This is a genomic window from Shewanella sp. Scap07 (genome assembly GCF_013394145.1).
GTDB lineage: Bacteria > Pseudomonadota > Gammaproteobacteria > Enterobacterales > Shewanellaceae > Shewanella > Shewanella waksmanii.
This window is the reverse complement of record NZ_CP041329.1, coordinates 4,514,637-4,537,621: the sequence shown is the minus strand read 5'-3', so window position 1 is coordinate 4,537,621 and position 22,985 is coordinate 4,514,637. Positions and strand designations below refer to the sequence as shown.

The window sequence follows — 22,985 nt, the reverse complement described above, 5'->3', positions numbered from 1 at the left end:
GAAGGTATGGTAATGTTGTTACATAATTTTATTGATCTATTTTTAGAGTCAGCTCCTTGGTTGTTATTAGGTTTAGTGCTGGCCGGACTGTTAAAAATGTTTGTGCCCATGGCCTGGATGCAAAAGCAATTAGGTGGGCACGGCATTAAAACCACGGTAAAGGCGGCTGTTTTGGGCGCTCCTCTGCCACTGTGCAGTTGCGGGGTGATTCCGGCTGCGGTTGGACTACGCCGCTCTGGTGCTTCAAAAGCGGCAACGACTTCATTCTTAGTTTCTACGCCAGAAACCGGTATAGACTCTGTCAGTGTCTCTTATGTGTTGTTGGGGCCTTTTATGGCCATTATTCGTCCCATTGCCGCGGTGACCAGTGCGATTGTTGCCGGCCTATTGGTGGGTAAAGATGACGATGAAGCGCAAACCGTAACAGCGGACAAAACTAAAGAGCCTAGCGCATCTTGTTGCAGTAAAAAAACAGCTCCTCAGCCTGAGGTGAAAAAAAGCTGTTGTTCGAGCAAAGAGACCACTACCGGTTTTAAACCGGCGCCAGAGGCATCGCTGATGTCGATGTCTATGGGGAGTACAAGTACGCCAGCAACTTCGCCGATAAAGCTAAGTGCTGCAACGACTGCGCAAAACGCTAATTTACAATCGGCTGCACCTAGCAGTAGCTGTTGCAGCAAAGAGTCGTCAAATACTGCCGAAAGCTGCTGTGAATCGACCAAAGATATCGCCAGTGAGCTGAAGGGCACCTCAATATTGAGCCGGATTGGCAAAGGGTTGCATTATGCAGCCACAGATTTAGTGCGTGACACGACTATTTGGCTATTAATCGGCTTGTTTTTTGCCGCTCTGGTACAGACCTATGTACCAGGTGACTTTATGGCCAAGTGGGGCGATGGCATCTTGGCAATGCTAGTCATGGTACTCATCTCTGTACCTATGTATATTTGCGCAACCGCCTCAACGCCTATTGCCGCAGGCTTGCTATTAGCTGGGGTGTCTCCGGGGGCGGTATTGGTATTTATGTTGGCGGGTCCTGCGACCAACATTGCCACCTTGGGCGTGGTCACCAAAGAGCTCGGCAAGCGGGCATTGTACGGCTATTTAGGTGGGGTACTTGGGGTGGCGCTGGTATCGGGTATTTTGGTCAATTATCTAGTGGATACCTTTGGTTTTGTGGTGATGCCGCAGGTTGGTGAAGAGCATAGTTTATTGCCCGATATGTTGGTTTATAGCTCCGGTATCGTGCTGGCAATATTGATGTTAAAAGTATTGTTCGAAAAACTGCCTAAGGGCTGGTGGCGCCGCGATTGTTGCTCTTAACTTGTCGTTTTATACCTCGTTAGGGATATTTTCGACGCTGTAAGCGGTGTCGATAACCGTCCCTAATTGTGGTTTTTATTTACATGTTTAACGAACGCTGACTTTTTTATCAAAAATTGGGAACTTTTCTAATTTCGTGAATCTCGTCATTTAATTTGACTTTAGTTAACCCTTATTAATATTTAAAACAATACTTTACCTTCTTTTTCTTTGGTCTTGTTAAGTTTATTTTAAGCGTACATTAATGGTAGCGGGTGTTAACTATTTGGCGTGCTTGTACCTAATTAGTGGTAATTGTGGTTGTTTGTGGTTGCTTTAATTTTACGCTGCACTCTGACTATGTTTCCTGTTTGTAATTTACGTCGTAATTCCTATGACTTAGTTCAACTATTCATCAATTGTCAATCCAGATACCCCCTTTTTAATCTAAAGTGATTGGTGGGGGATCGAGAGGTCGATATATAAAAATGATGAATTTAGGAGTGGCGATGAAAGGCTTTAATAAGCGATATCTAGCTTTGATAGTTGCAGGGGCTATGGGCCTAGCAGGCTGTGGAAGTGATGGCAAAGACGGTGAAGATGGTGCACCAGGCGAACCAGGTCCTGGTCCAAATCCACCAGTAACAGAGATGTCTGAAGTGACCAATATCACAATGATTTCTCATGCTATTGAAGAAGGTCAAGTACGTTACGAATTTGAAATAACTAACGAAGAAGATAAGTTAGTTGAAGGTTTAGTTAAAGCAGAAGCAAAATTTGCTGAATTAACTGACAAAGGTGTCGTACTAAACCGCGATGGTGTTATTGGTGGTTACACTGACAGTTCTAAAGAAGGTTCAGAGCTTACAAGTTTAGGTGAAGGGCGCTACGAGTTTGTTGCAGCAATGCCTGCAGTAACAGCATCGTCTGAAGGCATTGTTTGGTTACGTGTTGGCGGTGATAGTTCAACTCAAATCGCTCGTTCACAACCGCTTGTGGTTGATAAGCCTGAAATGGTCCACACTTCAGCGACTGAAACTTGTTATAGCTGTCACGTTGATTATTCGACATCGAGCCAAAGACATGCAAGCTATACAGCGATTAACGTTGAAGGTGATGTTGATTTTGTTGCAGGTTGCTTAGTGTGTCACAATAACGTGTCACGTGCCGAAGAAAGCGGTGGCTATGCCAATGCTACGCTACAACAGATTGGTCATATCAATCACCAGAAGTTTGAAAAAGACTTCACACCTACTAACTGTTATACCTGTCACGCAGAGCCTGTGATCAACACAAGCATTGCGGGTAATGGTTGTAACGATTGTCACACTTCTGACAGTGCTGCAACTCAAGCTATTGCTGCGAACAGCGACTTTGATGCACGTGAATTCCATGCCAAATCTTTACTAATTGGTCTAGAAGAGCGTCAAACTATTCGTGCAGAGCACAGCACTACTTTGTCTGCAATCTATTTGAACGAGATCGGTGAGTACTGTACTGACCTTAAACTGTTCAAGGGCGAAGAGATGCTAGACATTGAAGCCTTGTATGCTGATGGTACTTTAAGCTACGCAAGTACTTATCTGCATGCTTACAATAACGAGTCTATCGTAGGTCGCGAATCTCGCACTTATACTGAGTCGTACAATGGTGATGGTTCGAAGACTTTCTGTCATTCAACACTAGATATTATGGCGCCACAAATCATGGCTAGCTCACGTGTGACCTTTAAAGGTAGCAACTGGGTTGATGATGATAGCAAATATGGCGTGTCGTTCACTAGCTACTCGCCAGTGACTGAGCGTGAAAATCTAGCTAATGAAACAGAGTACGACCGTCGTCACTCTGTAACAGCAGATAGCTGTACGACTTGTCACAACAACGAGACTAACTACCACAAAAATGGTAGCTACACCGAAGGTGGCCTAGACTGCGTAGCGTGTCACAACAATGGTCAAGACCGTAGTTCAGCAAATTCTGCACCTGGCTTTGGTCCAATGGTACACAGCATGCACTGGGGTGTTGGCGCATCTGCAATTACTGGTGAGCCAAACTCAGCAACTCAGCTAAATGCAGAAAACTGCGTAGCTTGTCACGCTGATGGTATCGACTTATATGCGATTCCAAACCAGTTTATCCGTGCAAAAGCCTTCCATAATGGCGACAGCACTAAGATGGCTAGCCCAATCACCGCTAACTGTTTTGCATGTCACAATGACGACTCAGCGCTAAACCACATGGTTCAGCAAGGTGGTTCGATTGACGAAGAAGTGGTTGCAGATTGGTATACCCAACCAACTTCAGAGTCTTGTGCAACTTGTCACGCCGAAGGTAAGTCTTACGGCATCGAGAAGTTCCACGTATTCGAGCGTTAATTAACGAGGTTAAATGGTCGATTTACAGCGATAGAGTTTGGCTACCCTGCAGGCTGTCACTCTAGTTTAGCTGGCAAATAGATTACCTACCCACGTTAATATAAAAGGCCCTTCGGGGCCTTTTTTTATGCCAATGTTCTGATAGTGGCAAAAGCTATAGTTACAAAAAAAGGGCCAAAAGGCCCTTTTTAGAAGTAACAAAAGTCATAGGGTTACGATGCGGGTAACTCGGCATTATGGTAGACGTTTTGCACATCATCACAATCTTCTAGCGCTGCTAAAAACTTCTCTAGCTGCTCAATCACTTCAGGGTCAGTAATGTCGGTCATGGTTTGTGGCACAAAAGAGATCTCTTCGACTTCAAACTCAAGCTCGGCATCTTCTTCTGTCAGTGCTGTTTTGACTTTGAAGAACTCAGTATGGGGTGCAAATACGCTTACTATACCATTTTCAACTTCCAAGTCGGTCACATCTACATCTGCCATCATTAGTGTTTCAAGTACCGCTTCCTCATCATCACCTTTAAAGGCAAATACGGCTTGGTGGTCAAACATATGACCGACAGTACCTGGGCCACCTAGCTTGGCATCGTTCTTTACGAATGCTTGACGCACTTCGGTGAAAGTACGTTTACCATTATCGGTTAAGCAGTCAACAATCACCATGCAGCCGCCTGGGCCAAAACCTTCATAGCGTGCAGTTTCATAATCCTCACCACCGCCGCCTCTGGCTTTTTCTATCGCACGTTCGATAACGTGGGCCGGGACTTGGTCTTTCTTGGCTTTACTGATCATTTGACGCAGTGCAAGGTTACCATCTGGATCGAAGCCGCCATTTTTGGCACAAACATAAAGCTCTTTCCCGTAGCGAGAATAGAGACGTGTTTTTTGGCCAGCGGTTTTCGCCATGGATTCTTTGCGGTTTTGGTATGCTCTTCCCATCTTTGCTAAATCTCTTTGGCTTTTTAAAAAATTGCCAGCAATGTTAGCAGCTTTAGTTGCACTTTTGCAGGGCTAGCGCAGGTTTATGTTTAAATCTGGCCGATAGAATAATGAATTCGCGGCTTGATGGGAATTTTAGCCGCTTGTATTGCACCCCTTAACTGATGCCATTTATAGTGGCTGCAGAGATCACCCAGCCGTAGGTTTAAAGATGATTTGGCACCAGCATAGTTTTCACGCGCTTAACTTAGATCAGTTGTACGATATGATGAAACTAAGGGTGGACGTGTTTGTTGTTGAGCAGAACTGCCCCTATCCGGAGCTCGATGACAAAGATCGCATCCCTTCTACTCGACATCTGTTTGCCTACAGTGCGCAAGGAGAGATGGTTGCTTACGCTCGGGTATTAGAACCGGGAGTCAGTTACGCCGATGCCAGCATTGGCAGGGTGATCGTTGCACAGTCAGTGAGAGGGCTGGGGGTGGCCCATGAGTTGATGCAAAAAGCGATTGCCATTGCGACCGAGCACTGGCCCACCCACAATATCCAAATTGGTGCTCAGCAACATCTACAAGCATTTTATCAGCAACAAGGCTTTCAAGCGTGCTCGAATGGATATTTAGAGGACGGCATTCCTCATATTGATATGTTGTTGCAGCGCAACGTAAAATAAAGGAGCACAGATTTGTGCTCCTGTATTTGGGTCGATAGCCTACTTACGCAGGTTAGACCCGAATTGGATTTGGTTGCCAGTGAGCAAACATCTCCTGCCAGCAACAATAACGGTCACAGTCGATGTAATCGATGTAGATGTCAGCACTAGTTGGTCTAGCTTTGGTCTACTCAATTGCTAATACCAAGGCATATCTATCTTGCGGTGACAGAAAAGAAGCTGGTTATTATTTTGCGTATGCAAGCTGATGCAGCTTGAATGTCGTTGCTATCAATCATAGCGTATGTCAGTGACAGTAGACGTCATTGACCCGTTTATTTTACGGTTTGAAGCCTGAACTGGAGATGAATAAACTATTAATTGGCTTGTTTATGGTGATTGTATTTGTATTGTATGATCTTGTTCACAGACCAACTGCGACTTAAATCAAGGGAGCGCAAGTGCTGAGTTACATTGAACCGGTTTTTAGACCGCCATCTGAGTGGAAATCGCTGATCCTGCAAGTAACCAATGGTTGTAGTTGGAACAAATGCCGCTTTTGCGACATGTATACTCAGCCACAAAAACGTTTTCGTGCACAAAAGCTAGAGATAGTTGCAGCAGAAATTGATAAAGCTATTGCGGTGGGTTTACCAGTCAAACGGGTGTTTTTGGCCGATGGCGATGCCATGAGTTTACCGTTCAATCGCTTAGAGCAACTGTGCATAATGATTAAGCAAAAGTTGCCAAGCGTGACCCGTATTAGCAGTTATTGTTTACCTCGTAACCTCACAAATAAAACTCCTGAGCAATTAGCAAGGCTGCGTGAGTTAGGGTTAAGCCTGCTTTACGTGGGCTGCGAGAGTGGCGATGATGAAGTGCTAACGCGCATTGAAAAGGGAGAAACCTTTGCTTCCTCTTTGTTGGCATTACAGAAGATTAAGGCAGCGGGCATCAAAGCATCGGTGATGATACTTAACGGTTTAGGCGGGAGGCAACTGTCTGAGCAACATGCGATAAACTCGGCCAAGCTCATGAATCAGGCACAGCCGGAATACCTGTCGACCTTAGTTGTGTCGTTACCATTAGGCCAGCAGCGAATGGACCAAGGCTTTGATGGCCAATTCCAATTGCCTGATCAGCATGGCTTATTTAGCGAAATGCGTTTATTGATGGCTAACCTTGAGTTAGAGCGCACCATTTTTCGCTCCGACCATGCGTCAAACTATTTAGTGTTAAAAGGAACCCTTGGCCGCGATAAATCAAGGCTGCTTGCTGAAATTGATCAAGCGTTATTGCAGCCTAATACGGTGTCGCTGCGCCAAGAGTGGCAGCGCGGTCTGTAGCGACACTTTGGCTCACGGGCTTAGGGCGTTCACGGCATAGGGTTTACTGGTTCAGTGACTTAAATGAATCTCTTTCACTGGACAAGAAATGCTAATGCCTTGCTGTTTAAGTGCAGTATAGATAGCTAAGTTGGTTTGATACTTATCTTGGTAATAGCTTTGGGTTGGCACCCAGTAACGAATACCTAACTCAAAGCCCATGCTGGCAAAATCATTGATCCCCACATGGCAGGCTTTTTCCTGATAAACCTGAGAGCTTGCTTGCAAAATGGCTTGGATACTTTGTATCACTTGCTCTGGGTCTGTGTCGTAGCTAATAGTGAATTGGGTTTCGACTAATTTATTGGCAAATGAGTTATGTAAGATTTCGCCAACAATGTGTTTATTAGGGATGCTGATCTGCTCACCTTCTTCATTAGTCAGTAGCGTTTGTCCGAGAAAAATATCTTGTACCACGCCAGTAACATGCTTAACTGTTATCGTGTTACCCACTACAAACGGGCGCGTTACTATAATGGTGATCCCCGCGGCGTAGTTTGACAGCATGCCCTGGATAGCCAAACCGGCACCAAGCGATGCGGCACCAATTGCGGCCACCATAGGTGTAACACTAATACCCAGTTGGCCAAGCGCCACAATAGCGACCATCACAATCACTAAGATACGTACAAAATTGCTGACAAAATTACTTAAGGTGATATCAATTTGGTGTTTTTCAAACTGGCGGGCGACTAATTGCGAGACTTTGTTTGCTAGCCATAAGCCAATCAGTAAAATGACCAAGGCACCAGCAATTTTAAAGCTGTACTGCACTAATAGGTCGGCCACAAATTGGTAGGTGCCTTTAAGTTGTTGCAGTTCGTTATCCAGTCCTAACTCATCCATTTTAAATGATTCCAATTTAGCAATCTATTAACGTTAAGCTTACTTAAAATTAATGCGCTTGATAATAGTTTTTAGCTATTTGGCCTATTTAAGCCATGCGCTGAAAATTGCCGTGAGATAGATCATGGTTAAACCATGTTTACCGTGAGCTTCATCGACTTATCCGTTAATCTGAATCACTATTTACTGAATGTTAGGAGTTTGGATGAGAGCGCTTATTGTTGTTGTGTGTAGCTTATGGTTTAGCATGGCTAATGCCGCTATTTTAGAGCAAGGTGCGACCATAGAATCGATGGAGTTCCAGGATCAATTTGACCAACAAATTGGTGTTGATGGCCAAACTCAACAGCTACTTTTTAGCCGTAATATGAAAGGCGGCGAGATCATTCAGGCAGCATTAGAAGCCAATGGCGACAATACGCCGGCAACCACAGTTTATGTTGCTGATATTAGCGGCATGCCATCGCTTATTGCTAAGTTTGTTGCGGTACCAAGAATGAAAGATCTGCCTTTTAAAATGGCACTTGATCGTGAAGGCGAAGTGACGCAATTTTTACCGGGTGAAAAAGATAAAGCCAGCCTTATCACTTTAGATAACTTAAAGATTGTCGATATTAAAATCTTTGAAGATGCTGATGAGTTAGCTCAAGCTCTGCGTTAATTTGTCACACTGACAAGACTAAAAAGGCACCTTCTGGTGCCTTTTTTGATCGCTTGAAGCAATGACTAGTTTGGCCGCTGAGGCGCTTTTTTCAACATAGTGTAAATTTCTTCTTTGAGGAGCAACTTGCGTTTCTTTAATTCATGAACTTCGTTGGTGAACTCGCTTGATGGGTGCAGTTCTAACTCTTTAATTTCGTCATCCAGTTCGTTGTGCTTATTAAATGTTTTTAGGAAATGCGCATCCTCAGTTTTAAGGCGGCGAATCAAATCTCGGTACTCTGGAAACATAGTGATAGTCCCTCTCTTATTGCTGTTTACAGTGGCTATTTTCATTGCTGATGACTTCAAACTAGCGCGCTTTGCTGACAAAATTTGTGACAGAGATCACTCAATTTGATATCGGTAAGTCCACCTATTTTGACTGCTCTTAAGCGGCTGTTTTTGATTGTTTTTTTGTTCTTGTCTGTTTGATTAATCACCGTTTTGTTGATGTAGATCACGTCCATTGTAAATTCAGCCTAAATTGGCCAGCCTTTGCTATAGTTGATTGCACAACAAGGTGACTGCAGTGGAAACGGTTTGGTAACTCTATTACAACCAAATATTGCACTACTGGCAGTAAAATTGTGATCAGGTTAACCTTATCGGCCTCGATAGTACGTTAAAGTCGAAATTAGAAGAATTTTAAATTCAAAATTGAAAGGGGTTTTCATAATGTCCGATGTATTTCACTTAGGTTTGACCAAGCAAATGCTCGATGGCGCAACAGTAGCAATTGTTCCTGGCGATCCAGAGCGTGTGAAGCGCATTGCCGAACTCATGGACAAGCCAACATTTTTGGCAAGTCATCGTGAATACACCAGTTACCTTGCCTATATCGATGGTAAACCGATAGTGGTGTGTTCAACGGGCATTGGCGGCCCATCAACATCGATTGCAGTTGAGGAGTTAGCACAACTCGGTGTGCGGACTTTCTTGCGTGTGGGTACAACCGGTGCCATTCAGCCACAAGTGAATGTGGGCGATGTCATTGTCACGCAGGCATCAGTGCGCTTAGATGGCGCGAGTCAACATTTTGCGCCAATGGAATTTCCTGCAGTAGCAGACTTTGATTGCACCACAGCAATGGTGGCTGCGAGTCGCGAAGCAGGCCTTGAACCCCATATTGGTATCACAGCCTCATCAGATACCTTTTATCCGGGACAGGAGCGGTATGACACCGTCTCTGGACGGGTAACCAGCCGATTTAAAGGTTCAATGCAAGAATGGCAAGATATGGGGGTGCTCAACTATGAAATGGAGTCGGCAACCCTATTCACTATGTGTGCTTCACAAGGGTGGCGCGCTGGCTGCGTAGCAGGGGTGATCGTTAATCGTACCCAGCAAGAGATCCCAGATGAAGCCACTATGAAAAAGACTGAAACCAGTGCAGTGTCAATTGTTGTTGCCGCGGCTAAGAAGATGCTGGATTAATATCAATCAGTATAAAGATGTGATCGCTCTGTAGGGCTTTAGCGCTTTTGAAACAAGGCAACGAATAGAGGACATAGTGGTGCTATGTTCAAGTTCGTTAACCCAGTATCAGAAGCGCTAGCAATCGCCCTTTGGGAGCTTTGGGGACTGGCTATTTCTTCGCCGGATAACTTGCCATGAGAACCATGATTGCGTCCGTTACCTGGCTCCAACTCGTTCACCCCAAATAGCTCTGTAAAGATCACTTTCTTATGCTGATTGGTATAATTTGTAAGATTTTGAATTGACGCATAATAAGTAAATTTTATTGTGTTATAAAAGGTGCCTAGTGCACCTTTTTTGTTGGCTGGTGGATAATCAATAGTCAGGTTTTTTTGACATATTATGTCGCAAAGTGATGATTGAACTGATACAGTGAAGCGTACTCATCACTTCATAAGGGGGGAACATGGAGCTAGCAAATCCCATTTTGATTTGGGCCGTGATTGGTGTGGTCTTGATGCTTGCAGAGATCATTGTACCCGGGGGTATTGTGATTTTAGTGGGGGCTGCGTGTTTAATTGTCGCTGCAGCCCTGACGTTTGGCATTGTTGATGGCTTTGTGCAATCGATGACCTTGTGGTTTATCGCATCAATGGTGTTAATGCTGGTATTTCGCCAAGTCACCCAACGGATGATTGGCGGCGATGCCCACGTAGACAATACCGATGAAGAGCTTGACCTGTATAACCAGCAGGCGGTCGTTAAAGTGACTATTGGCCCAGGGCAACAGCAAGGGCGAGTCGAGTTTCAAGGAACAGAGTGGACCGCGCTGGGTGATGGTAGTGAGATTGTCGCGGGGACACCCGTTAAAGTGATCTGCCGCGAAAATATTGCCTTGGTGGTTGAACCGATTTTAGAGCCCGAGGCTGAATCATAGAAAGGGAGGATATCTATGTTTGTGTTTACCTTAATTGTACTGTTTGTATTGTTTATCCTGTACAAATTACTGTTAATTGTGCCGATGCGCGAAGTGAATGTCATTGAGCGTTTAGGCAAGTTTCGGGTGGTGTTGCAGCCCGGATTTCATTTTCTTGTGCCGTTTATTGACCGGGTTGCTTACCGGCATGACACCCGTGAAGAGGTGTTAGATGTCCCGCCACAAAGCTGTATTTCGAAGGATAATACTCAGCTTGAAGTCGATGGCTTAGTGTATCTAAAAGTCATGGATGGCCGCCTTGCCAGCTATGGCATTGAGAACTACCGTCTAGCGGCGGTGAACTTAGCGCAAACCACCATGCGTTCAGAGATTGGTAAATTGAGTTTGTCGCAAACATTTTCTGAGCGAGACAGCCTAAACGAATCTATCGTGCGTGAAATTGATAAAGCCTCAGATCCATGGGGTATCAAAGTATTGCGCTATGAAATTAAAAACATCACCCCCTCTAGAAAAGTGATTCACACCCTAGAGAAACAGATGGAAGCAGAGCGTAGTAAGCGGGCCGAAATTACCTTAGCTAATGCTGAGAAAGCCGCGATGATCAATTTATCTGAGGGTGAAAGACAAGAAGCCATTAATCTGTCTGAAGGTGAAAAGATTAAGCGGATTAACGAGGCAAAAGGTACCGCTGCTGAAATTGCCATAGTGGCTAAGGCGAAAGCCGAAGCGATGGCGTTGGTGTCATCGGCACTGGCTGTTGAGGGCGGCAATGATGCGATGAACATGCAGCTCAAAGAGCAGTTTATTGGCCAAGTGGGCAAAGTGCTCAATGAAGCAGATGTGTCAGTGGTACCCGCAGAAATGGCTAAACTAGAAGGATTTTTTGAGGGTATGGAGCAAGTTACCAACACAGTAAAAGGAGGTCGCTCATGATTGCAGGTGTCGATACCGATCTTATCGTGATGGGGATTTGGGGACTCATCTTTGCAGTATTTATTGTGAAGCTGTTTCAATCTATCCGCTTAGTGCCAACCAAGTCAGCCTATATTGTAGAGCGTTTAGGTAAATATCATTCAACCTTAGACGCCGGTTTTCATGCATTAGTGCCGTTTGTTGATAAAGTGGCTTATATCCACGACCTGAAAGAAGAGACCATTGATGTACCGCCGCAAGAGTGTTTCTCAAGCGATGAAGTCAATGTTGAAGTCGATGGGGTTATCTATATCTCAGTGGTTGATCCTGTTAAAGCCAGCTATGGTGTAACAGATTATCGTTATGCGGCGATACAGCTGGCACAAACAACCACTCGCTCAGTGATAGGTACCCTAGATTTAGACCGTACCTTTGAAGAGCGCGACTTAATCAGTGCCAAGGTTGTAGAGGTGCTCGATCAGGCTGGCGCCATGTGGGGGATTCGCGTACATCGCTACGAGATCAAGAATATTACGCCGCCAGAAACCGTTAAAAATGCCATGGAAATGCAAGTGAATGCCGAACGTGAGCGTCGAGCGCTGCTAGCCAAAAGTGAAGGTGACAAGCAAAGTAAGATTAATCGCTCTGAAGGGATAAAAACGGAAACCATCAACCATTCTGAGGGTGAAATGCAACGCCGTATCAATGAAGCAGAGGGTAAAGCGGAGGAGATTTTAACCATCGCCAAAGCCACCGCTGAGTCGATTGAGCGCATGGCTGAAGTGATTTCAGCCCCCGGTGGCAAGAATGTGGTGCGCTTGCAGCTAGGCTCACAGTACCTGAAGCAATTTGACGGTCTAAGTGACAATGCCAGCAAGGTTGTGTTACCCGGTAATATGATGAACTTTGATCATTGGATGGATAGCATTGGTTTAACTGAAGAAAAACCTGAAAAATAAGCCTTTTGTTAGGTGACTTATATCAGTAAAAAGCGCTAGACTGGCCCAGTTTAGTGCTTTTTTTATAAGTAAGCGTTGCTTAGCCAATGCTATAATGACAAAGATTAAAACGACTGCGAGTTTGTTTTGAACCACACCCATGCGAGATTTGGTCGCCAAAATGGGCAGTCGACATAAGGATTGGTGTAATGGCGCAACCCCTAGTAGAAATCGTGCAGTTTCCTAAAACCCGCATTGCAGTGTTAAGTCACCGCGGCGCGCCTATTCTACTGGGTAAATCTCTGAAGAACTTTATTGAGTGGCGCAAAGCCTATGGGCCTTCGCCTAAAGTCAGTAAGACCTTCAATATCATCTATACCGACCCCGCTAATGTAGAGCCAGATGACTACCGGTTAGACTTGGCGGTATCAGTGACCCAAAGTGTTGAAGATAATGAGTTTGGTGTGTATAGCAGCGTTATCCCAGAAGGACCATGTGCGAAGATTCGCTACATAGGCACCGATGATAATTTATCGGCGCCAGTGCAATTCTTATATCAAAGATGGCTACAGGATAACGAGGTTAACCTACGCTCATACCCGCTGTTTTTTCACCGTGTCACTTTAACCGGTGAAGTTCCACCCCATAAAATGATCACCGATATCTACTTACCGATATCATTCCGCAGTGAAGAGCGTGGCTTATAACGACAAGTTTCGCCTAAGCAGTCATGCGGTAATTGTTGATGAGCTTGGTCAAGTGCTGCAATTAAAAGCCACCTATGGTCAGCAAAATTAGGGCCTGCCAGGCGGTGCGTTAGAGCCAGGTGAGACGATTCATCAGGCGTTACTCAGAGAGTGCCGTGAAGAGTTAGGGGTCGATGTTGAGGTGCAGTACCTCTCTGGTGTGTACTATCACAGTGCCTATGAGTCACAGGCTTTTATCTTTCGCTGCGCCTTGCCAAATCGTGCCGTGATTAAACTCAGCGACGTGCATAGCGAGTATCGTTTTTTTCCTGTTACAGAGCTATCTGCGGTACAACGTCGCCGCGTTGACGAGTGCATCAACTATCAAGGTGTTGTTATACCAATCAGTATAAACATTTAGTCACTCAGCGAGAGTTTAGCGGTTCTGAGGCAAGGTCCTTAAATGCTCCTGCATTAATGACATTCACCACATCCATGTGGTTTGCAACGAGTGAAGAGCATAGTTGTTCTACGGTTAAGCTCGTTAACACAGCATCAGGACTGCTAAAACTCGCCATTCTGGCGCGTTTTTGGCTACCTACTTCTGCGTTGAATAACCTCACAAGGGAGCAACCATTGTCTCAGTACTCACTTTGAATTAGCCGGCCTTGAATTAGTTTGCCAAAAGCGCGCTGAGTAGATCAAATTCTTATACTGATTGGTATTACCAGTGGTAAATTTTAAGCGAGTCAAAATCGCTTTCCTATCGATAAATACAAGGTATGCTGCGATAACTCATTGCTGCCTAACGCTAAAATGGCAGGGCCAAAAGCGGTTTCTGTTCCAATAAATACACTCCCTGCGCTCACCAAGTCTTGCCAGTCTCGCTGGGCTTGAGTTTGCCAAATGTTACCCACTTCAATGGATGCCCCAACAAACACCGGCGTTGCAATACCAAAACCTTGCCAGTTAAAGCGATAGTGATACATGAGTGACGCGAGTACCATCTCATTGCCAAATAGGGCGTCTTGTTCGCTGCCTGATAAGTGAAATAGCCCACCTAGAGTATAGGCATGGGCGGGATCGAGGTGATCGCTATCATTGCTGCCGACACTTAAGTGACTCACCAACGCATGCTGTTGCCAGCTTTTCGCGTATTTCAGCTCTAGGGTTGCGGCGCGGTGGCGATCATTGTCAGATAAATGCCCTTGTTCACGCTGGTCGCGGTAGTGACTCAAAGTGGCATTCACCCTCAGTCCTTTTGAGGGGAAAAGATAGCTGTCGAGCGAGTCATAACGCAGGCTCACATAGCCGCCAACACTGTGATAGTCATGATCATATTCGGGCAGGTTTGCGACATCTAATTGGCCGTTTTCATAGCGGATGCCAATAGCCAATTGGCCGTTATCGATTGGGCTATAACCTAGCTCTGTTGATAACGCGTGATAGCGATTATCGGCAAACAACAGTGTGTTGTCAGCACGGTAATGTTGTTGCTGTTTTGCCAATTCATAACGGCTTTCGCTGTACCATTGCCGTGTTTCATTTAATGGCAGGTAGTAGTTGAGTGCAAATTGCTGTCGATTACCTGATTGCAGCTCCGTGCGCAGTTCTCCCTGGTCTGAACCCACTTGGCGCATGGTATAGGCTAAGTCAAAGTACAGTTTTGATGAATGCTCGCTATCGCCCTCCCATGCAATGCCCAAGTCAAAGAAGTTGTTCTGCCATTTTTTCGGTGTGGCGTAGAATTGTAGCTGCTTCTCTTCTTGGCCTGAATCGGCATCAATTACGGTTTCAAACTCAACATTAACCCGCTCAAATTCATTAATGGCGTAGATATCATCGATGATCAACAACATGTCTTCAACCGACAACGCTTGCTGGTTCATGGGGGGAATTTTGCTTTCAATCAATGGCGTTAAATGACCATGTTCACTATGCACGATGACCTTGCTGATTGGCTGCTGTGCAAAAGCCATTTTGGCTGCATAGAAATCTTGTTTATCATTGCAGTATTGTTGATAGCCGTAGGTATCAAGTGCTAATTTTTCAAGCGATTCCCCTTGCTGTTCAGCGGCTTCAAAGCCCAAGGTAAACCCAAGTGGAATTGCACTAAAGTCAGTGGTCTCCATGTTATCAATGTTCGGGCGAATCAAGATATCTTCAGCGGTTAAACGATCAATCTCATCAAGGGTATTGGTGCGAGTGAGCAAGGTTGAAAGCTGACTGACAATCGCCAATCCAGTTTGCAGTTGTGATTCGTCACTCAACTCAGAGCCGATATCAACAGCAATGACAATATCAGCGCCCATTTGGCGCACGATGTCGATGGGCAGGTTACTGCTGATACCACCATCAACTAAGTTTTTCCCGTCGATCTCGATGGGCTGCAGTATGCCTGGTACTGACGCCGATGCTTGCATTGCATCTATGATATTGCCGCTATCGAGCACATAAGCTTGGCCGGTGGCGATATCGGTGGCCAAAGCACGATAAGGAATCGCCAGCTGATCAAAAGAGGCGTAATTAGGGGCAATGCCAACAGATTCGATATACAGTTTGCTCATCGCCTGGCCGCTAAGTAACCCTTTTGGCAAGGTCACCTCACCTTGATGGATACCGACTCTAATCGGGATATTAAACCTGTCAACATGTTGCTTATCGCGATAACTTAATGCGCCACGTGGTACGGTGTCACGGTAGCCATTGTGCCAATCAAGTTGGCGCATAATCTGCTCTATATCGCTTGCTTGATAGCCCATAGCGTAGAGCCCACCGACATAAGCGCCAATACTGGTACCGGCGATGTAATCAACAGGAATCTGCTGCTGCTCTAGGTATTTCAGTACCCCCACATGTGCGGCCCCTTTCGCGCCACCACCACTGAGTGCCAGTCCAATCTTAGGGCGATGCTCAGTGATGCTAAGTTGATTCACTTTGGCTTGCGGCAATTGCGCTGTTGCCATCGCAGGACAAAATAGCACTAAGTAGCTTAGTGCTATCAGCCCGTAGCGAGCTAAGTGGCAAATTGCTGAGCTGTTCAAAACGTGTAGCTCGCATTGATGGCAAAAGCGATATCTGTGCTGTTATCCATATTGCGGATATTCTCGATGGAGACAACTTCGAACTGCCAGGGTTGGTTTTGGTAGCGATAACCAATCACCACCTCATTGGCGTTTTCAGCCAGATCAGTATCGCCATCAGATGCGCCTGAGAAAAACTTATATTCAATCGCTAGGCTATGGTGTTGCGATAGTGCGTAGTTATAGCCCACTGCAAAGGCATAGGCGGTGTGGCTGTAATTGAGGCCGGCGAACACTTCCGAGTCATCTCGGTAGCTGACGCCTAGCATAGTATTAATGCTATGTTGTTGATATTGATAGCTGTAATTTACTTGGACGGCTTGTTCAAAATTACTTTTCTTAAACTCCCCTGATGGCACGTAGTTGTAATAGATTGCTGCCTGTAAGCTGAGGGCGTGATGGGGTGTTTGCCACAACTGATACTGGCCGCTTAAGGTGAAGGCGTTATTGATTGTTTGGCCGTCAAAATCGACGATTTCCACACCATACTCTTTGGCTAGAATCCGGTTTTGATGTTTAGCAACTTGGTCGCGACCATTTTGGTCGAACCCAAAAGCATCATGAAACCATATGGTGATGGTATCAAGGTGGTTATTACCACTGTATTGATATTGCCAATTTGCCTGCCAACTGAAGCGTTCTGTTTGCTGCTGGGTGTAATTAAAACTCAATGTGTTGTAGTAATAATCTGCGGTATAGTCAGCGGTTTCTGCCCATACGCTGCCAGCGGTAAATCCAAAGTTAACGGTTGAGCTCCCCACTTGTTGACCAAAGGCGGACTGTAAATTGGGGGTAAGTGAACTCGCTTGCATAGGCGCCTGTGCCCCGACTTGCATCGCAGCGGCGCCAGCATTGGCTTTACTTAAGCTTGCGAGCATCAGTATTACGAGAGTTTTGCTGATAAAAATCTTTAATTTCATAGTGGTAATAGTTGTGCAGGGGGCGTACCCCCTGTCGATTATTACTAATGGCTGGAGCAGTTAACACAGCTGGTTAACTGTGTGGGTGCTGCTTGCCAGTCACCGCCCAGTGCCTTATTGACTAAGACTAAATTGGCGGCAATATTGAGCTTGGCAATGATTGCTGCGTCATCAAGTTGATGCTGCTGTCGCTGTGCATCGAGCACTTGCAAGTAATCGATCAACCCGGCTTGATAAAGGTGTTTGGCTTTATCTACCGCGATATGAGATTGATTGGATGCTTGCTGCAACTGCTGGTGGAAGGTCAGGCTATTGCCATAGCTCATCAAGCTGGTTTCCACTTCATTAAAGGCACTGTTAACTGCATGCTGATAGCGCAAACCTGCTTGTTTAAAGCGGGCTTGCTGCATATCGATCACCGCCTCAGTGCGACCACCATCAAACAGTGTCCAGTTAATCCCAACGCCCGCTAGCCAACTGCTACTGCCAGAACTAAACAACTCATCGACATTACCCGCCAAGGTTGCAGGACTGGCAGTGAGGTACATATCGGGATAGCGCCCAGCAATACTGGCCCCGAGTTCATGGTTTATCGCTGCCATTTCGCGCTCAGCCAAGGCAATATCGGTTCGGCGTTGTAGTAGTGAAGATGGCAAGCCCACTGGGATTTTACCGGTCACTTCTGGTAACGGCGCAGCACTAAAGCGTTGGGTCACTTCACTGGGATGCTGCCCCAGTAATGTGGCGATACGATACAAATGGGCTTTCTCGGCTGTTTGCAATGCCGTTTTATTAGCACTCATTGCTGCCAGAGCCGCGCGCGCTTTGGCTAAATCGAGATCCGATCCATAACCACTGTTGACCAGTGTTTCCACCATCTCCAATGTCGTGAGTTGGTCATCAATATTTTGGGTGGCAATAGCCAAGCGTGCTTGCGCTCCACGGTACTGTAGGTAGTTATGGATTAAGTCGGCGGTGACCAATGTGGTCACGCCTTGGCGCAGTATCTCCGCTTGCTCTTGGCGGATTTGCGCCGCTTGATCTAGCGCGTCTAGGCGGCCAAATAGGTCGGCTTGCCAACTGACATTGACCCCCACGGCGTAGACCTGTTGAGATTTATCAATCAACTCAATTTTTTGATCGCTAATGGGCAAGGTGATACCTGCTACCGCTGCGCCAAGCAGCGGATCTTTTTCTGAAATACCATATGAGCCGCCGCTTACACCAGCGCTAACTGTGGGTACCTTCAGTGATGCCACAGCTTGCTGGTAGGCAGCCGCCGCCTGAATCCGTTCAGCAGCGATTTGCAGGTTAATATTTTGTGCCTGCATATCAGCGATCAACTGATCCAATTGTGGGTCGTTAAACTGGCTCCACCAGTGGCCAGTCGTATGCTGCTGGCTGTGCTCGCCTTGGTGCATATAGACTGCATCGGTGCTAATTGTATCCGGCGCTTGGTATTCTGGTGTGACTGAGCAACCGCTTAACAATAAGGCGATAATTATGGGTAAACTAGACTTTTTCATTGCTCGCCTCTTTGGTGGCACTTGATTGGAAAAATAGTTTGTATAAGGCTGGGGTGATAAACAGTGACAACAATGTCGCTACCGCAAGCCCGCCAATAATGGTGGCTGCCATCTGATCAAATAGCAGATCGCTAAGCAGGGGAACCATGCCCAGTGCCGTGGTTAATGCGCCCATAGAGATCGCCATGGTACGATTGATTGTTGCATTAACAATGGCATCATCGAGCGCTGTGCCTTTTTTGCGTTCTAGCTCAATTTGATCCAATAGCACAATGCCGTTTTTGATGATCATGCCTGATAGCGCAATCGCACCGACCAAAGCCATAAAACCAAACGGTTTACCGAGTAAAATCAGGCTCCAACACACACCAATGAAGGCCAATGGCAGTGTGATAAGAATGATGGCTGGCTGTTTAAAGGCGTTAAACAACAGCACCAAAATAATGACCATAATTAAGAAAGACTTTGGCGTTTGTGTCATGATGTCTTCAATGGCTTCCCGCTCATCGGCATACTCACCGCCCCACTGCATTTGGTAACCTGCAGGTAAGGCAATCGCCTCAATGTCGGCGGCAATCTCATTACGCACATTACCAATTGAGTCGCCATAAACACCGGCTTGGACGGTAATTGTCGGTACCCTGTCGCGGCGCCAGCGCATACTTTGCTCACCACTGACAATAATGTCATCGACAACGTGAGAGAGCGGCACACTGTGAATCCCCGCAATTGAGCGCACTGGAATATTGCCAATATCATCGAGCTCAGTGTTTGAGCTGTTAAGAATGATGGGGATCTGCTCTCCATGCTGACGCAACTGGCCTATGGTTAAGCCGTCGCTGGCGCGTTTGATTGCCAAGGTAATATCGGCACGGTTAACCCCGGCAAGTCGGGCTTTTTCTTGGTTGATCACCGGGATTAGCACTTTGCTTTCTTGACGCCAATCATCACGTACATAACGAGTATGGGGATGAGCATCAATAATCGCCTGTGCCTGCGCCGACAGTTGTTGCAGCACTAACGGATCTTCGCCTGAGAAACGCGCTTCAATACTGAACTTGTCCTTGGTGGCTAACTTGAGCGATCTAAACCTCGGCTGGGCCTGCGGAAAGGTTGCCGCAATCCACTCATTACCTTCGCGAATGAGGGTATCAATATCTTCATATTGCCGCGCGTTGATAAGGATCTGGCCATAGCTATTATCCAGTGGCTCAGGTTCCACCGTGACCGAAAAACGCGGTGCGCTGGCACCAATGGAGGTGGAAATATTGACCACTTCTGGTCTGGCAAGTAACCACTGTTCTATTTTGGCCATATCGGTTGAGACATCTTCAATACGACTGCCATTGGGCAGCCAGTAGTCGACAAACACCATAGGTCTGTCTGATGTAGGGATGAAGTTCACCTTAACCAGTGGCATGGCTGCAAAGGTGATCAACATCGCTGGGATTAAAATGGCGATAGTGGTCTTGGGGTTTTTAACCGTGGCTTTGAGTAGCTGGGTAAACTTAACTTTGACTTTGCTGTCATCTGCATCAGCCTGGTTAGCTTTAACTTTAATGAACGCCCAGCACATCAATGGGGTGATGGTCATGGCGACAATCCAAGACAGCAGTAACGAACTTGCCAAAATTTGCACCACTGAAACAGAAAACTCAGCGGCATCGGTTTGCGAGAAGATAACTGGCGTAGCACCCATGATGGCAATAACGGTTGCGCCCAGTAACGGCAATGCGGTTTCACCAACACTTTCGGTAGCCGCTTGCAGTCGAGCGCGACCGGCTTTGAGTTTACTGACAAACATATCAGTGATCACAATGGCGTTATCGACCAACATGCCCAGCGCCAAAATGAACGAACCGACCGATACACGTTGTAAATCGATATTGACAATGTTCATGAAAATGAGCGTGAACAAGATGGTGAGCAACAGGCTCGCACCGACCACGGTGGCGCTGCGCCAGCCCATGAAAATCATCAGTATCACCACCACAATGGCAATACTTTCTAGTAAGTTGTTGATAAAGCCAGTAATAGATTTATGCACTTCATCGGGCTGGAATGCAATGGTACTAATGGTGACGCCTTGGGGCAGTTGTTGCTGCATGTCATCAATGACTTGCTTGATGGTGTCGCCTAAAGAAACCACATTGATACCGTTAACAGGGCTAACGGCAACGGTCACCGCATCTTCAGCATTAAAGCGGCTTTGCGACAGTGCTGGGGTTTGATAGTCGTAATAGACCTCGGCAATATCTCCTAAGCGGATTAAGCCACTGCTGAGCTCACCCATACCAGATCGAATAGTGATGTTCTTAATATCTTCGATTGACTGGAAACTGCCGGTTTGCGCCACGCGAATACGCTCGATACCTGATTCAAAACTGCCGGCATTTAAGGTGATGTTTTGACTATTAATTTGGTTGAAAACTTGGCTAGTAGATAGGCCCGAATTAGCAATTCGCGCATCATCAATATCGACATACACTACCCGCTGTTGTACGCCGTGTAATTCAACTTTCTTAATGCCTTGCACTTCTTTGAGCTTGCGCTGCAAAGTCTCCGCATACTCTTTGAGTTGGTATGGTTCGGCATCTTGACTGTGAATGGCAAACAGCATGCCGTAGACTTCACTAAACTCATCTTCTACTAGACTGATTTGTGCTTCTAATGGCAGTGCCAATTTGATGTCATTGACTTTACGCCTAAGCAAATCCCATTCTTGGGGGAGATCGTTAGAGCTGACAGTGGCGTTGAGGTCGACAAATATCATCGACATGCCGGGTCTGGATAGCGAGCGCAGCGTTTTTAGCGATCCCATCTCTTGTAATTTAGTCTCAACGGTATCGGTAACCAGCTCTTCAACTTCCTCCGCTGACGCGCCTGGATATAAGGTCACGACGACGGCGGTTTTCACCGTAAAAGAGGGGTCTTCGAGCTTGCCCAAATCAAAGTAGGAATAGATGCCGGCAATCATACACAACACAGTGAAGAAGCCGACAAAAGTGCGTTGTTTAATAGCAAATGCAGCGAGATTCATTACAGCACCCCTGCATCCAGAATATTATCAATTGTGGTGCCATCTTGGACAAATGCAGCGCCGGCAACAATGAGGCGATCATTGAGTTGGATATCACCCTCAACACAACTGGTTTTGCGACCTTGGCGCAGTACTTCTACGGCAACGCGTTTACTGGTGTTGGCCTCAACCTTAGTGATGTAGGGCTGATTTTGCACTGTGTACAATGCCGTTGCTGGAATGCAGGTGGCGTGTTGGCTGTTGCTATCACTAATTCGCGCCGAAATCACCATGCCTGGGTAGATCGCGCGGTCACTACTTTCGAGTGAGGAGTTATCCAGTAGAATGCTCGCACTAAAAGTGCGTTTGATCGTGTCAGGAATGGTAGCGATTTCAGTGACTGTGCCTAGGATCGGCATCGGGTCATTGTTGGCATATACTCGGCTACGTTTACCTTGATAGAAGTGCTGTAGTAACGGCTCAGGCACATCGATAACCGCTTGAAGTACCTCAGGCTGGTGGAGGACAAATGCTGGAATACCTGGGCTAACTTGTTCAAATGCATCAAAGTTACGTTTACCGATCACACCGTCAAAAGGTGCGGTCAATCGGGTGTACTTTAGCGCGTCTTTGGCTTGGGTGAGGTTTTGCTCAATAACATCAATACCTGCTTGGGCGCGGGCCACTGAGGTTTTGGCTCTATCTAAGCTAACCGACGAAATAGCATTGCCTGAACGGGCAAATTCAGTGCGCGCTAGTTCATTCACTGCTTGCTTATGGCTTGCCTGCGCTTCACTCAGCCTTGCTTCTAGCTCTGCCACTCTCACTTGATAGTCATGGGGATCCAAAGCTGCCAGTAGCTGGCCTGCTTTGACCTCGTCACCGGCATCGACATGAATTGACTCAATGGTGCCAGCGACCCTAAACGCTAAACGCGCTTGTTGCTGAGATTCTAAAACGCCAGAGAAACGTAGGTCATGGTTTAGGTGTGAAGCATTAACTGTCATCACAGCAACGGGCTGTGATGGCTTAGGATCATTTGTGGTTTCTTGGCTGCAAGCAGTTGTCAGCATCAAGGCAACGAATAATGTCGAATAGTGGATTGGTTTCATCAATATGTCTCCCTATGAGTTGTGGCAATGGTAGGGAGTTTGGTGGCCTGAGAGTAGCGGTATATTAGTAGTTTCATTGACTCATTTTTCGAGACAATCAACTATTTTGAAGCGCAAAGTAACCAGTGCATATTTGTTACAGCGAACAAAAATAACCTAACTAATTCAGGTGATATTCAGTATTGATGTTGAAATGTTAACTGGCTAATTCATAACTGTAAAAAACCATTAGA

Annotated in this window: 19 protein-coding genes and 1 pseudogene; 11 read left to right on the top strand and 9 right to left on the bottom strand. The window is 46.2% G+C overall.

What is annotated here, in order from left to right; genetic code table 11:
* The first annotated feature begins 12 nt into the window (after nucleotides 1-12).
* Entirely contained in the window at nucleotides 13-1,323 is a 1,311-nt protein-coding gene (locus FLM48_RS20015; RefSeq protein WP_179025892.1) for an SO_0444 family Cu/Zn efflux transporter, read from the top strand.
* Between the two features lie 488 nt (nucleotides 1,324-1,811).
* Complete coding sequence (locus tag FLM48_RS20010) at nucleotides 1,812-3,677, top strand: hypothetical protein (RefSeq protein ID WP_179025891.1); 1,866 nt, start codon at nucleotides 1,812-1,814, stop codon at nucleotides 3,675-3,677.
* Nucleotides 3,678-3,889: 212 nt separating this feature from the next.
* Here the strand turns inward: FLM48_RS20010 and FLM48_RS20005 are convergent, their stop codons facing one another.
* The gene (locus tag FLM48_RS20005) at nucleotides 3,890-4,618 is read right to left on the bottom strand and encodes a YebC/PmpR family DNA-binding transcriptional regulator (protein WP_179025890.1); all 729 of its coding nucleotides are present in this window, start codon (nucleotides 4,616-4,618) and stop codon (nucleotides 3,890-3,892) included.
* 211 nt (nucleotides 4,619-4,829) lie between these two features.
* Between FLM48_RS20005 and FLM48_RS20000 the strand changes: the two genes are divergently transcribed.
* Both FLM48_RS20000 and FLM48_RS19995 read left to right on the top strand, forming a co-directional pair.
* Nucleotides 4,830-5,291 (top strand): GNAT family N-acetyltransferase, encoded by a 462-nt coding sequence (locus FLM48_RS20000; protein ID WP_179025889.1) that lies wholly within the window; start codon nucleotides 4,830-4,832, stop codon nucleotides 5,289-5,291.
* A gap of 440 nt (nucleotides 5,292-5,731) precedes the next feature.
* Complete coding sequence (locus FLM48_RS19995) at nucleotides 5,732-6,616, top strand: radical SAM protein (RefSeq protein ID WP_179025888.1); 885 nt, start codon at nucleotides 5,732-5,734, stop codon at nucleotides 6,614-6,616.
* 51 nt (nucleotides 6,617-6,667) lie between these two features.
* Here FLM48_RS19995 and FLM48_RS19990 read toward each other — a convergent pair whose 3' ends face one another.
* On the bottom strand, nucleotides 6,668-7,501 hold the full coding sequence (locus FLM48_RS19990; protein WP_179025887.1) for a mechanosensitive ion channel family protein: 834 nt from the start codon (nucleotides 7,499-7,501) through the stop codon (nucleotides 6,668-6,670).
* A gap of 205 nt (nucleotides 7,502-7,706) precedes the next feature.
* On the opposite strand from FLM48_RS19990, the gene FLM48_RS19985 reads away from it, so the two are divergent.
* Entirely contained in the window at nucleotides 7,707-8,162 is a 456-nt protein-coding gene (locus FLM48_RS19985) for a hypothetical protein (RefSeq protein ID WP_028773351.1), read from the top strand.
* 65 nt (nucleotides 8,163-8,227) lie between these two features.
* Here FLM48_RS19985 and FLM48_RS19980 read toward each other — a convergent pair whose 3' ends face one another.
* Nucleotides 8,228-8,452, bottom strand: coding sequence for a YdcH family protein (locus tag FLM48_RS19980; protein WP_028773352.1), 225 nt, complete (start codon nucleotides 8,450-8,452; stop codon nucleotides 8,228-8,230).
* Between the two features lie 426 nt (nucleotides 8,453-8,878).
* Here FLM48_RS19980 and udp point away from each other — a divergent pair, with 426 nt between their 5' ends.
* The 6 genes and pseudogenes from udp to FLM48_RS19950 all read left to right on the top strand — a co-directional run bounded on the left by udp (nucleotide 8,879) and on the right by FLM48_RS19950 (nucleotide 13,513).
* Nucleotides 8,879-9,637, top strand: coding sequence for a uridine phosphorylase (udp, locus tag FLM48_RS19975; protein ID WP_179025886.1), 759 nt, complete (start codon nucleotides 8,879-8,881; stop codon nucleotides 9,635-9,637).
* Nucleotides 9,638-10,085: 448 nt separating this feature from the next.
* A complete protein-coding gene (locus FLM48_RS19970) occupies nucleotides 10,086-10,556 on the top strand; it encodes an NfeD family protein (protein WP_028773355.1) in 471 nt (156 codons plus the stop codon).
* Between the two features lie 15 nt (nucleotides 10,557-10,571).
* Nucleotides 10,572-11,489, top strand: coding sequence for a slipin family protein (locus FLM48_RS19965; RefSeq protein ID WP_179025885.1), 918 nt, complete (start codon nucleotides 10,572-10,574; stop codon nucleotides 11,487-11,489).
* Entirely contained in the window at nucleotides 11,486-12,427 is a 942-nt protein-coding gene (locus FLM48_RS19960; protein ID WP_179025884.1) for an SPFH domain-containing protein, read from the top strand. Before FLM48_RS19965 ends, FLM48_RS19960 begins: the two co-directional genes overlap by 4 nt.
* 188 nt (nucleotides 12,428-12,615) lie before the next feature.
* Nucleotides 12,616-13,113 (top strand): GyrI-like domain-containing protein, encoded by a 498-nt coding sequence (locus FLM48_RS19955; RefSeq protein ID WP_179025883.1) that lies wholly within the window; start codon nucleotides 12,616-12,618, stop codon nucleotides 13,111-13,113.
* Nucleotides 13,103-13,513, top strand: a pseudogene (locus FLM48_RS19950) (NUDIX hydrolase). The gene FLM48_RS19955 and the pseudogene FLM48_RS19950 overlap by 11 nt, the downstream one beginning before the upstream one ends.
* A 4-nt stretch (nucleotides 13,514-13,517) precedes the next feature.
* On the opposite strand, the gene FLM48_RS19945 reads toward FLM48_RS19950, so the two are convergent.
* The 6 genes from FLM48_RS19945 to FLM48_RS19920 form a co-directional block, all read right to left on the bottom strand.
* On the bottom strand, nucleotides 13,518-13,715 hold the full coding sequence (locus FLM48_RS19945; RefSeq protein ID WP_179024407.1) for a hypothetical protein: 198 nt from the start codon (nucleotides 13,713-13,715) through the stop codon (nucleotides 13,518-13,520).
* A gap of 126 nt (nucleotides 13,716-13,841) precedes the next feature.
* Nucleotides 13,842-16,136: a patatin-like phospholipase family protein gene (locus FLM48_RS19940; RefSeq protein WP_179025882.1), complete on the bottom strand. Its 2,295-nt coding sequence runs from the start codon at nucleotides 16,134-16,136 to the stop codon at nucleotides 13,842-13,844.
* The gene (locus FLM48_RS19935) at nucleotides 16,133-17,095 is read right to left on the bottom strand and encodes a DUF3187 family protein (protein WP_179025881.1); all 963 of its coding nucleotides are present in this window, start codon (nucleotides 17,093-17,095) and stop codon (nucleotides 16,133-16,135) included. The genes FLM48_RS19940 and FLM48_RS19935 overlap by 4 nt, the downstream gene beginning before the upstream one ends.
* 44 nt (nucleotides 17,096-17,139) lie before the next feature.
* Nucleotides 17,140-18,621 (bottom strand): efflux transporter outer membrane subunit, encoded by a 1,482-nt coding sequence (locus FLM48_RS19930; protein WP_179025880.1) that lies wholly within the window; start codon nucleotides 18,619-18,621, stop codon nucleotides 17,140-17,142.
* Entirely contained in the window at nucleotides 18,608-21,661 is a 3,054-nt protein-coding gene (locus FLM48_RS19925) for an efflux RND transporter permease subunit (RefSeq protein ID WP_179025879.1), read from the bottom strand. The genes FLM48_RS19930 and FLM48_RS19925 overlap by 14 nt, the downstream gene beginning before the upstream one ends.
* A complete protein-coding gene (locus FLM48_RS19920; protein ID WP_179025878.1) occupies nucleotides 21,661-22,752 on the bottom strand; it encodes an efflux RND transporter periplasmic adaptor subunit in 1,092 nt (363 codons plus the stop codon). The genes FLM48_RS19925 and FLM48_RS19920 overlap by 1 nt, the downstream gene beginning before the upstream one ends.
* Nucleotides 22,753-22,985: the final 233 nt, after the last annotated feature.